We start from the raw sequence: 13,011 nt of genomic DNA, 5'->3' as shown, positions 1-13,011 counted from the left end.
GTTTTTCACCCTTTTATAAATACTTTTTCAAATATGTTGGATGGCTTTCAACTGAAGCTGATTTCGCCTCACCCAATTTAACTAACCATAAATACAATACAGCAAATGCATGCGAGTTACGATGTCGTGATACCCAAATACTAAATACACTTCCAAATACTAAGATAGCAATGCTTATAATGCTACTTATAATCGGTGGATGCGTCACACTAATATCCACTGTGCTTAATAAATATTTAAAGAAATGATGCGTCACAATATAAACTACAGCAACAATAATAATCATACAAACACCAACCACTTTACCCATAATCGTCTTACTAAAGGCAACTAGTTGATTCCATGATACCATTAACGACCATGCTAGTATAAGCGAGCTAATTAGCTCATAAGCGCTATGATCACTATTCATCCAAAATAGCACTGCAATCACTAACGCCAATAGTCGACCTAACAAGATCCATCCATATGATCTTTTAGCACTAGGTGGCGTTGGTATATTAAATCTGCCAACTACAGATCCAGATTGTAAAAACAACGTCGCTTTAAATACGCCGTGTAATACAAGATGAATAATAGCTGCCGAATATGCACCTAACGCACATTGAACAAGCATAAAGCCCATTTGACTCATTGTAGATCCTACAAGTTGTCTTTTATAGTCGACATGAACCAAACTGATTCCTGAACCAAGTAACACTGAGACACTCGCAATCAACAATAAAACTGTAATCGCTACTGCATTATCAAATACAGGTGCGAATCTTGTTAATATAATCCCACCAGCATTGACTATTCCGGCATGCATAATAGCTGATACAGGTGTCGGTGCTGCAACAGATTCAATTAACCAACTTTGGAAAGGAAACTGTGCTGCGGGAATAATCACAGCCAGTACAATACATAAATCTATAATTAATTTCATGCCAAAAGATAAATGACTATAATCAACTGCTACTTCATCAATATACCAATGACCTGTAACAATATATAGCAAACCAACAGCTACAACTAATGCTAGCCATCCAATTAAAAATAATTTAGCTGAAATTTTAGCAGCCTCATGTGGTACTTTCCAGAAACGATTAACTCTAATTAATAACGTAAGGCATAATAATGTTGCGCCCCAACTTACAACCATAAATCTTAAATCACCACTTAACCATGCAACAGATGCAAAAACGGTAATCAAAGTGAATAATGGGAAATATTGACGATAATTTTTATCTCCAAGCAAATAACGAACACAAAACTTTTGGATAATAAAACCTAATATTAAAATGAAACTTCCCATTAACCAAGCCAATTTATCTAATTTAAAAGGGCCAATGATAAGTTGATTTGTCGTTGAAAATAATCCAATCAGTCCTACAATGATAGGTAAGACAAGCATATACATATGTATCTTAATATATTGAGTGGGAACTTTAGCAGATAAAAATACTAAACCACTCAGCATAGCAATGAGTAAAGTGATAAGGAACACAATTAAGAGTGCATTCATACTTAACATCGATACCTCCTCTGTTTAAATTTACGTACTATAAAAAGCCTACAATAGACAATATCCCACACTCTGAATTATGAGAAACATGCTACTATAGGCTTCATTTCAACTTGAAATATCATCAACATTACGACTTGAATTTTAAATAAGTTAGCGGTCTTTACTCCTTGTGAAAAAGTCGACTTAACTTCTCATTTTCCTCGCATTTTAAATCTACGTATGTATTTTAATCTTAGAATGATGTTATTTCCTTTTAAAAAGCTACCTTTTTAATTTTCTGTGTCCGGTCAAAAGCCAACTATTCTTTCACTCTCGATAAACACTATAATTTTATAGCAATCATCGCTAGCTAAAGCTTAATTCTACTTTTGAGCATATTAATATTAATATAGTCGATGATATTAACTATGTCAAATCTCATACCAATAAGGACGCTAATTTTATATGAAAATTCAATATCTTTACAACTTCAAAACAGCCATGTAAAGCTTTTGTAAAGGCATTTAATAGTTAATACACTTAGGCATGAAATTCTGTGAGTTATTCAATGAAAACGCCCAGTTATGACCTTCAAAATACAAGTTAGGAAATTTCGTCATAAACCATCCTTTATCTCGTTACAATGTATTTAACAAGTCAAACAAGGGAGGTAATTATAATGGAAATCATCTCAGGCATTGTTTCTTTAGTAAAAACAATCATCGATCTTGTAAAAGGCAATAAATAATCTAATATTATTCAAAAATTGCACTAACCCAATAAATAACTCATTCTGATTGAAAAGGAGGACTATCAATGGAAATCGTTACAAGCATCATTTCAATCATCAAAACTATCATTGGCTTCTTCAAATAAAGACAATAAATATATAAAAGAGGCGAGACATTAGGTCTCGCCTCTTTTAGTTTGCATTACAATAATACGGAAATGAACGGTTCAAACAGTTTACACCTTATTAGATATAATATGTCCATCTCATTCGTTCCTATTGATTGTGTCATTAAAAAACATCTAACTCTACATGAGAGCTAGATGTAATCGGATAAAATGATTTCTTTGTTACAATAAAAAATATCACATTTATATAAGAAAAGATATAGATATTTAGTGAATTATTCTTTAAAGCAACATTTTTATGATTCGAAAAGTCGTTGTTTTATTTTATGCAGTAATTATCAATTTATATTATTGCTATTATTGTTACATTTTACATATTTATTATTATTAATTAATCAATTACTATAAATTTTAGATTTTCTATTGTAATACAACTTATTTAACATATAATGAAACTGATTGATGATAATAAATTTACAATAATCATTATTTTATTTTGACTTTTTTTAAAATTTCGTATCAACTTTAAAAAACAAAGGGGACTTCTATTTTGTCATATTTCAAACCAATAAAAACGATTATTAGCAGTGTCATGATCACTACAATTGCGTTGACAGCCACTGCAACATTTTCTCAACAAGCGCATGCTGAAACAGATCATTACTACCGTGATGGATTAAATTCTCCATCTGACCAACAAGCTTATCCCAAAGCTAAGAAAATAAGTAAAAACTCAATCAGTATTGAACATTATACAAAAGCTAATAAAAATAATTTAAAAGCAATTGGTCGAGTTTCTAATATGAATGGCCATAAAGGTAAAGGCAAAGATTCAATGGGCACAGGTACAGTTATCGGAGATCATACGTTTGTTACAAATGCTCATGTTATTGATGATAAAAATGGAAAAGCCGCTTCAGCGAAATATATCTCGTTCGCAATGAACCGAGATGGGAAGCATATTCCTTATAAATTCCATGCCTCTGATGTAAAAAAATTATCAGGTTATGATATAGCTGTTGTTCATACCAAAGAGAAAATGTCTAAATATGCTAAGCCAATACGATTAGCAACTGACAAGGAAATCAAAGGATTAAAATTTAATACACCATTATATTCATTAGGATATCCATGGCAAAATGGCGACAATACTAAAGCTTATTTTAGTAAATTAAGATTCGTCCAATTTTCAGCAAATGGTACTGAAATTATGACAAAAGATATTTTCAGAGCTGGTGCTTCTGGTTCTCCTATGTTAGATGGGAAATATTCAAAAATTTATGGTCTTCGTACTTATGGCTATAATTTATGGAATAATTCTACAGATAAATATGCCAAACAAGAAATGGCTGGCGGAGAATCATTTAAAGGAAAAGCCGGTAAATTTGTAAAAGATAATATTAAATAATTTAAAGGTACGCTCTTGTACTACTGTTACTTTATAAGTAGTACAAGGGAGTATCTTTTTTATATGTAGTTTTCACGTGAAACTTTATTTTTTAAAATCTAAATTATTGGGATGTAATCGTCCAATGATACGGGTCTGACAATTGTGACCAATCTGCATCAATTTCATTACTATTGATTAAACATTGATCTAAATCTTTAATGATTTGCTCTTGATTCAAATTTGTACCGATAATAACAAATTGTGTATGACGATCTCCATATTCTAAATCCCATTCTTCTGCAACATCAGGTCTTTCTTCTAAAATCATTTCCTGTTTTGCACGCGGCATACTCGCTACCCAGTATGTTACTGGATATATCGATTGAGACGATCCAGCTTGAGAAAATAGACATGCAACTTGATTATATTGAGCTAACCAGACTATTCCTTTAGCTCTAACAATATTTTCCGGCATGTGTTCTAACCATTCATTAAATCTTTCAGCATGGAAAGGTAATTGTCGTCGATATACAAATGAAGAAATTCCATATTCCTCGGTTTCTGGTGTATGTTCCGCATGGCCCCCTTCTGTTAATTCTTTAATCCAGCCAGCAGATTCACTTGCTTTTTCAAAATCAAAACGTTGTGTATTTAATACTTCTGATAAATCAACCTTAGCATTTACAGTTTTAATCACTTTCGCTTCAGGTTGAAGTGTCGTTAAAACTTGTTCTAATCGATTTAATGCATCTTTTGATACTAAATCTGTTTTATTAATAATCATCACATCGCAAAACTCTACTTGGTCGATAAGTAAATCCGCAATGGTACGTTCATCTTCATCACTTACACTTTGATCACGATCTATTAATAAATCTTCGGAATTAATATCATTAATAAATCGATTAGCATCTACAACCGTTACCATTGTATCCAATCGACAAATGGCCGTTAAATCAATCCCTAATTCTTCATCGATATAAGAAAACGTCTGTGCAACAGGTACTGGTTCAGAAATACCTGTGGATTCAATCACTATTTGATCAATACCACCCTTTTTAACAATACGTTCAACTTCTTTTAGCAAATCATCGCGCAACGTACAACAAATACAGCCGTTTGATAGCTCGACTAATTTTTCATCAGTTCGAGATAAACCTCCACCTTCTGCTACTAAGTCTTTGTCGATATTCACTTCACTCATATCATTAACAATAACCGCAATTCGTCGTCCCTCACGATTTTGTAAAATATGATTCAATAATGTTGTTTTACCAGAACCTAGATACCCACTTAACACAGTTACTGGAATTTTAGCCATAATAAACTCCCTTTCTTTTTCTGTTATGTAAATAGTAATTATTACGTTTTACATTCTATAGGATTAATTCCGATTAATCAATAACGATTTTAAATAAGATTATATATGGAAGTTATAAACTAATTTTGTAGTTTTTTTAAAGTGTATATTTTTTATAAAAAATAAGGTCCATAAAAAAAGTCCTATAACCGTAGCGGTTAAGGACTATCGTGTTTTATACAAAGATGTCGGTATATTGTTACATTGCTTAGATAATTTATATAATATTTACATTTAATAATTTAAAAATGTTTTTTTGAACTTAAAGCTTTTTTGTAAAACCTTTTGTATTACTACTAAACCCATTTTTACTATATAATCTATGTGCCTGTATTCTTTCATTTCTATTTCCACTATTAAGAGTTATTGCTTTGCAATTTAATTGTTTAGATAATCTTTCAGAATCATTTAATAATATCTTACCAAACCCACTATTTCTGTATTTTGAATTGATTACAAATGCTAATATCCTCATATATTCTCCACTTTTTTCATAAAATAGCATTTTGCACATACCACTTAAACCTATGATTTCATCATTTTTAATTAGCAGTAGTATATAATAATCAGCGTGATTATAGATATAAGTTAATCTTTTTTTCAAATCGTTTTTACTAGTTGGGTATCTTAAATCGTCATATAATTTCATTAACTCTTCTAACTTTTCAAAATCACTTTCCTTAAATAACCTAGTATATATATTCACAAAACATTCCCCCTACTATTGGTATTCTATGTATTCTTTCACTTTTTTATACTTTTCTTTATCAAACTTAAATTCTAAGAGTGTAGCAACTTGAAACGTAACCTCATCAAAAATTTCAATAGTTTTATACATAACATATGTAATCTCTGATTTATCTAATCTAGAATAAGTTTGTTTTAATTTTTCATTTTCTTCATTATTTAAGAATTTAGGTAACCATTTGTAATTTTTTCCAAAATTTACTCTATATCCAAATTCATAACCGTATTTCCAAGAAAAGTTTAATAATAACATTTCTCTTGCTAAATCCATTTGTTGAATAGAATATAGTAACTCTCTTCTTTTTAAACCTTTATACACATTTGCCATTATCATGTAGAATTCGGTTATACTCTCATCAAAAATCTTTTGGAAAGGTTCTCTAACCCAATATTTTTCATCATTAGGTTGCTTATTATATTTAATGATATTTTCCTTATCATATATAATTTCAGTTAAACTATCATTTTCTAAATATTTTTCTAAATAGCTTTTGGGTATTAACGTTAAATCTATTCTATTATAGTCATCAAACATCATTAATATAGAAAATTTATCTTTTCTGTTTGATGGATATAAATCTTCTAAATCTGGATACTGAGTAATTATTCTTTTACCAAATTTATCTAACCATTTTAAATCTATAATCATCTTGTCTAAATCTTCAACAATAAAAACTATGTCAAAGTCTTGATATTTATCTTTTTTTACCGATTTATTCACTCTAGAACCATTTATGCATACAGCACATATGTTGTTGAATTGTCTTGCAACTTCTTTTATAATCCCAAATATCTCTTCAGAAGATCTCATATTGCACCTCATTTGATTTGTAATTATTTTTATATTTCTCTAATAATAAAAAACACCACTTCTTAAAGTGGTGTAGAAAATAAATATTAAACTTGCCCTTATGTTTTAGTTAAACCACCTATTTTTTAATGTCCTTTATGCTTTTCTTTAGCTTTGATTTGTTTAATTTTTCTTTTTCGCTTTTTAGTCAAATCTCTTTGCAATTTATTATTCTTCTTAGATTTCCTCTTATTTAGCTCTTGTTCTTTTTTTAAAGCTAATTGTGCATAGGTGATATCTTTAGGTTGTTTTTGCTCTTTAGCAACTTCTCTTTGCAGTCTTTTGGGGTTAATTTTCACTTTTTTCTTTTTAGTTAAAATTGTGGTTTCTGTATCGTCTAAATGATTTAATAAATGATTATAAATATAATTTAGAATTTCTAAATCATCAGGTTCTTTTCCGAAAATATGTTGGACAAATTTAGACTTATTTCCCTGTTTAAATTCGATTAATCCCACAAAGAATTGACCATTATGATAAATAGATAGCTCCACGCTATCCCTCCTCTTACAAATATTCCAGAAATGACGGACGACCTGAGGAGGAAGGTTACTGACAGATATTTTTATCTGCATTGGGACTACCAACCCAATTGTGTTTTTACATTTCTATGTATATTTTAAAATAAAAACCAAAAATTTCAACAATCTATATATTCAACCTTATTTAAAATAAACGATTTACTTACAAATATAGTTTTTATCAGAATGGTTTAATTATTATTCATACAATTATTTTTATTGATTTTGATTTTATGAATCAACATATTCAAAGCAAAATAAAAAGGCTAGAAAACCGCTAATATAGGGTTTCTAGCCTTAAATATATATTATTTAATTATTCCCACTCTATTGTACTAGGTGGCTTAGAAGTAATATCGTAGACAACTCGGTTAACGTGGTCAACTTCGTTAACGATACGGCTTGAAATCTTTTGTAAGACTTCCCAATCGATACGAGCAAAGTCACTAGTCATACCATCAATTGATGTTACAGCACGAATTCCTACTGTATGATCGTATGTACGGTAGTCACCCATAACACCTACAGATTGAATACCTGGAAGTACAGTGAAGTATTGCCAAATGTCTCTTTCAAGACCTTCTTCTCTAACTACTTCTCTTAATATCGCGTCTGATTCACGTACGATTTCTAATTTATCTTCAGTAATTTCACCAAGTACACGGATACCTAAACCAGGACCTGGGAATGGTTGTCTCCATACTAAATGTTCTGGAATACCTAACTCGATACCTAAAGCACGTACTTCGTCTTTAAACAACGTGTTAATTGGTTCGATTAATTCAAATTCCATATCTTCAGGTAATCCACCTACATTATGGTGAGATTTAATTGTTTGAGCTGTTTTAGTACCTGATTCAATGACATCTGTATAAAGTGTACCTTGCGCTAAGAAATCTACGCCTTTTAACTTAGATGCTTCATCATCAAATACATAAACAAATTCATTACCAATGATTTTACGTTTTTGTTCTGGGTCTGATACACCAGCTAATTTATCCATGAAACGATCTTGTGCATTAACACGAATAATATTCATGTTGAAACCTTCACCAAATTGTTCCATAACCATGTCGCCTTCACCTTTACGAAGTAAACCATGGTCGACAAAGATACAAGTTAATTGATCACCAATCGCTTTGTGTAATAATACAGCAACAACAGATGAGTCTACTCCGCCACTCATGGCACATAGTACTTTTCTGTCACCTACACGTTCACGAATTTTTTCAATTTCGATTTCAATAAAGTTCTCCATTGTCCATTCGCCTGTACAATTACAAACACGACGCACAAAGTTTCTTAATAAATCATTACCGTATTCAGTATGACGTACCTCTGGATGGAACTGAACACCATAAATACGACGAGATTTATCTTCGATAGCTGCATAATCTGTGCTTGGGCTATCAGCAATAACTTCAAATCCTTCTGGAATCTCGATCACTTTATCTGAATGACTCATCCATACAGTTTGTTCTGATGGTAAGCCAAAGAATAATTCATCAGATTTCGCATTAATGATTGCTTTACCATATTCACGTTCATTGGCACGCTCAACTTTACCACCTAATAATTTAGTAGTTAATTGCATACCATAACAAATACCTAATACAGGAATACCTAAGTTATAAATTTCAGGGTCGATAGTAAATGAACCTTCTTCATAAACTGAATTAGGACCACCTGATAATATAATACCTTTTGGATTCATACGTTTAATTTCTTCAATAGAAATTTCATGGTCGTGTAACTCACTATATACACCCATTTCACGTATACGTCTTGTGATTAATTGGTTGTATTGGCTACCAAAGTCTAAGACAAGAATTAACTCTTGCTCTTTCGCCATTTCCATAATTGTCGTTCTCCTTTAAATCTTATTAGAATGAATAGTTTGGTGATTCTTTAGTGATTTGAACATTATGTGGGTGGCTTTCTGCTAAACCAGCTGGTCCCATACGTGTGAATTGTGCTTCTTCACGTAATTTTTCAAGATTTTCAGAACCAGTATAACCCATACCAGCTCTTACGCCGCCCATAAGTTGATAAACTGTGTCTTGTAAAGGTCCTTTATAAGCTGTACGGCCTTCAATACCTTCTGGTACGAATTTCTTAGGTGTTTTATCTTCTTGGAAGTAACGGTCATTTGAACCTTTTTCCATAGCACCTAAAGATCCCATACCGCGATATACTTTGTATTGTCTACCTTGGAATACTTCAGTAGCACCAGGACTTTCTTCAGTTCCTGCTAATAAGCTACCTAACATTACAGCATGTCCACCAGCTGCCAATGCTTTAATGATGTCTCCAGAGAATTTAATACCGCCATCTGCAATAATGGATTTACCTTGTTTACGTGCTTCAGTTGCACAATCATAAACAGCTGTAATTTGTGGTACACCAACACCTGCAACTACACGAGTTGTACAGATTGAACCTGGTCCAATACCAACTTTAACTACATCTGCACCCGCTTCAAATAGTGCTTTAGTCGCTTCAGCAGTTGCCACATTACCAGCAACTAATGTGATGTCAGGATATTTTTCTTTGATATGTTTAACTTGTTCGATAACACCTTTTGAATGACCATGTGCAGTATCAATAACAAGTGCATCAACGCCCGCTTCTACTAACTTTTCAGCTCTAATATCAGTATCTTTAGAAATACCGATTGCTGCCGCTGCTAATAAACGACCATTGGCATCTTTAGCTGCATATGGGAATTCTAATACCTTTTCAATATCTTTAATTGTGATTAGTCCTTCTAAACGGCCATTTTCTACTAAAGGAAGTTTTTCAATTTTATGTTCTTGTAAAATTGATTCTGCTTCATCTAATGTTGTACCTACTGGAGCTGTAATTAAGTCTTCTTTAGTCATTACATCTGAGATTTTAATAGAAAAGTCTTCAATAAAACGTAAATCTCTGTTAGTAATAATACCTACTAATTCTCTATCTGTTTTATTGTTAACAATTGGAACACCTGAAATACGGTATTTACCCATTAAAGCTTCTGCTTCAAAAACACTTTCATCAGGAGTTAAATAGAACGGATTACTAATAACACCATTTTCTGAACGTTTTACTTTTTGTACTTCATCAGCTTGCTCTTCGATACCCATATTTTTATGGATAACGCCTAGTCCACCTTGTCTTGCCATCGCAATTGCCATTTTAGATTCTGTAACTGTATCCATACCAGCAGAAATAATCGGAATGTTCAATTGAATTTTATCTGATAAACGAACGCTTAAATCAACATCGCTTGGTAACACGTCTGATTGAGCTGGAATTAATAATACATCATCGAATGTTAATGACTCTTTAGCAAACTTATTTTCCCACATTTAAAAACAGCCTCCAATATTATATAGTTTGTTCTATTATTTCACATTTTCTTCACTTTGTTTATAGTTTATACCATTAAAAAAGAAATTTAGGATAATTGCTGAGATAGCACCTAAAACAATTCCATTTTGAGTTAACCATGCAAATTGTTCTCCTAAACCTTTAAATGCTTGTGGTACGGCACTAATTCCTGTACCTAAACCAACTGATACAGCAATAATTAATAAGTTATTTTGATTTGCAAAATTAATTTTACCTAAAATACTCACACCATATGCCATTACCATACCAAACATTGCTATCATAGCACCACCTAATACTGGTAATGGAATAATGTTAGCTAAAGCACCTAATTTAGGAATACATCCGCAAATAAGTAATAAGATTACCATTCCATAAATTACTTTATTCTTCTTAGCGCCAGACAGAGATACAAGCCCAACATTTTGAGAATAAGCAGTATATGGGAATGCATTAAACATGGATCCTATTACTATAGCTAGACCTTCCGCAGTGTAACCTTTACGAAAATCTTTTCTTTCTAATTTTTTCCCAGTAATCTCACTTAATGCGTGATAGACACCTGTTGATTCAATTAAACTTACAATGGCTACTATAAAGAATACTAACGTTGCACTTAAATCAAATCCAAATCCTGAAAATCGGAATGGCATTGGTATACCAACCCAATTGGCTTCTCCAACTTGTTTGATATCCACAATACCAAAGATAGCTGCTAAAATTGTTCCGATAACCAACCCTATTAAAATAGCGATTGATTTCAAGAATCCTTTAGTAAATCGTTGGAGAATTAAAATGACAATCAGTGTAACGCCGCCTAAAATGATATTTTTAGGATTACCATAGTCTTTAGCACCCTCGCCACCTGCTAAATAATTCATTGCAACTGGCATAAGATTGATACCAATAATTGTTACAACACTTCCTGTTACTACTGGTGGGAAGAATTTAACTAAATGAGAGAAAAATGGCGCTATAATAATCACTAAGATACCTGATAGGAATAATGAACCGTATAATACACCTAATCCTTTTGTCTGACCGATTAAAATCATAGGTGCAACCGCCGTAAAGGTACACCCTAGGACGATTGGCAATCCGGTACCTGTCACCTTATTAACTTGTAAGAATGTAGCAATACCACACATGAAAATATCAACTGTAACTAAATACGCAATCTCTTCTGGTGTGAATTTCAAACTAGTACCAACGATAATCGGTACTAAAATCGCTCCTGCATACATGGCTAATAAATGTTGAATACTAAGAATAAAATTCTTCATTAATTTTCACCTAATAGCGTCACTTTATTACCTTTTAATGAAGCCACCTTACATAATGAAGATACATTCAATCCTTCATCTTCAAGTCTTTGACGACCATTTTGGAAGCTCTTTTCTACGACAATACCAACGCCTGCAGTTTTAGCATTGGCTTGTTTGACAATTTCGTTTAATCCTAGTGATGCATCACCATTAGCTAAGAAATCATCAATAATTAAGACTGTGTCATCTTCACCAAGAAATTCTTCAGAAACGATAACTGTACTTGTCTTATTTTTAGTAAATGAATGGATATCTGTTTGATAAAAACCATCTTTCAAAGTACTAGGTTTTGCTTTTTTAGCAAATAAACATGGTACATCAAAATGAAGAGCAGCCATAATGGCTGGTGCAATACCAGATGCTTCGATAGTTAATATTTTAGTAATACCTTCATTTTTAAACTGATTATAAAATGTTTGCCCTACTTCATGCATTAACTTTGCGTCAATTTGATGATTTAAAAAACCGTCTACTTTCAAAATCTTTTCATCAATGACTACACCATCTTCTTTTACTTTACGTCCTAACGACTCCACCCGGAAAACCTCCTCAAATTTATGTAATCCATAGACTTGTTGATACAAAAAAATCCCCAAACTTTGATTAAGTTTCAGGATCTATGAGGGAACGTGCAATACATTGCGTTAATTAGCAAATAAAGAAGTAGATACGTCAAATTAATCGATAATTAAAATGTATACAAATAGATAAAGGACCTTTGTAAGATTGCATAACAAATCCCTATATCAATAATACATTTAACATTAGCCCTTCATATTTTGATCGATTTAAACTGCTCCTAAGTATTGAATTGTTACCCATAGTCATGTCGTTCAAGGCGACATGGTAGAAACTTCTAAAGCCATATTCTTCAGATTATATGAGTCATATAAATTATTTAATGATGATAGCAAATTTCAGCTACTTTTTCAATATCTATCATACACTATCATCCTTGTCTTATCAGTAGTTCTCACTGAAAGCGTTTTGATTTTTAATTTAAAAATAAATTTGGTAAATAAATCAGTAAAATTATATAATTATATAAACAAAAGTTTTATAATTATAGGGCAAGGGTATAGAATTTGAACTAAGAGAAAAA

11 protein-coding genes and 1 riboswitch are annotated in these 13,011 nt (G+C 31.8%); of the genes, 2 read left to right on the top strand and 9 right to left on the bottom strand.

Annotated elements, in window-relative coordinates:
- Positions 1–13: 13 nt before the first annotated feature.
- Complete coding sequence (locus GVY01_RS11955) at positions 14–1,513, bottom strand: NADH dehydrogenase subunit 5 (protein ID WP_017637011.1); 1,500 nt, start codon at positions 1,511–1,513, stop codon at positions 14–16.
- A gap of 616 nt (positions 1,514–2,129) precedes the next feature.
- On the opposite strand from GVY01_RS11955, the gene GVY01_RS12815 reads away from it, so the two are divergent.
- On the top strand, positions 2,130–2,234 hold the full coding sequence (locus GVY01_RS12815; RefSeq protein ID WP_219906378.1) for a hypothetical protein: 105 nt from the start codon (positions 2,130–2,132) through the stop codon (positions 2,232–2,234).
- Between the two features lie 660 nt (positions 2,235–2,894).
- Positions 2,895–3,752 (top strand): trypsin-like serine peptidase, encoded by an 858-nt coding sequence (locus GVY01_RS11950; RefSeq protein WP_017637010.1) that lies wholly within the window; start codon positions 2,895–2,897, stop codon positions 3,750–3,752.
- Positions 3,753–3,855: 103 nt separating this feature from the next.
- Here the strand turns inward: GVY01_RS11950 and GVY01_RS11945 are convergent, their stop codons facing one another.
- The 8 genes from GVY01_RS11945 to xpt form a co-directional block, all read right to left on the bottom strand.
- Complete coding sequence (locus GVY01_RS11945; protein ID WP_017637009.1) at positions 3,856–5,055, bottom strand: GTP-binding protein; 1,200 nt, start codon at positions 5,053–5,055, stop codon at positions 3,856–3,858.
- A 301-nt stretch (positions 5,056–5,356) separates the two neighbouring features.
- Positions 5,357–5,800, bottom strand: a complete 444-nt coding sequence (locus GVY01_RS11940; RefSeq protein WP_108017278.1) for a GNAT family N-acetyltransferase — start codon at positions 5,798–5,800, stop codon at positions 5,357–5,359.
- Positions 5,801–5,815: 15 nt separating this feature from the next.
- The gene (locus tag GVY01_RS11935) at positions 5,816–6,652 is read right to left on the bottom strand and encodes an aminoglycoside 6-adenylyltransferase (RefSeq protein ID WP_159333780.1); all 837 of its coding nucleotides are present in this window, start codon (positions 6,650–6,652) and stop codon (positions 5,816–5,818) included.
- Between the two features lie 125 nt (positions 6,653–6,777).
- The gene (locus GVY01_RS11930) at positions 6,778–7,185 is read right to left on the bottom strand and encodes a YjdF family protein (RefSeq protein WP_017638436.1); all 408 of its coding nucleotides are present in this window, start codon (positions 7,183–7,185) and stop codon (positions 6,778–6,780) included.
- A gap of 343 nt (positions 7,186–7,528) precedes the next feature.
- Entirely contained in the window at positions 7,529–9,070 is a 1,542-nt protein-coding gene (gene guaA / locus GVY01_RS11925; protein WP_017638437.1) for a glutamine-hydrolyzing GMP synthase, read from the bottom strand.
- 25 nt (positions 9,071–9,095) lie between these two features.
- Positions 9,096–10,562 carry an IMP dehydrogenase gene (gene guaB / locus GVY01_RS11920; protein WP_159333779.1) on the bottom strand — a complete coding sequence of 489 codons (1,467 nt, stop codon included), beginning with the start codon at positions 10,560–10,562 and terminating at the stop codon, positions 9,096–9,098.
- A gap of 36 nt (positions 10,563–10,598) precedes the next feature.
- On the bottom strand, positions 10,599–11,867 hold the full coding sequence (gene pbuX / locus GVY01_RS11915) for a xanthine permease PbuX (RefSeq protein ID WP_017638439.1): 1,269 nt from the start codon (positions 11,865–11,867) through the stop codon (positions 10,599–10,601).
- Positions 11,867–12,445, bottom strand: a complete 579-nt coding sequence (gene xpt, locus GVY01_RS11910) for a xanthine phosphoribosyltransferase (protein ID WP_017638440.1) — start codon at positions 12,443–12,445, stop codon at positions 11,867–11,869. Before xpt ends, pbuX begins: the two co-directional genes overlap by 1 nt.
- A gap of 265 nt (positions 12,446–12,710) precedes the next feature.
- A riboswitch (purine riboswitch) is annotated at positions 12,711–12,813 on the bottom strand.
- Positions 12,814–13,011: the final 198 nt, after the last annotated feature.

Source organism: Staphylococcus sp. 8AQ (assembly GCF_902506595.1).
Lineage (GTDB): Bacteria > Bacillota > Bacilli > Staphylococcales > Staphylococcaceae > Staphylococcus > Staphylococcus pasteuri.
Note: the sequence above shows the minus strand (reverse complement) of the source record. Positions and strands in the feature narration are given on the sequence as shown.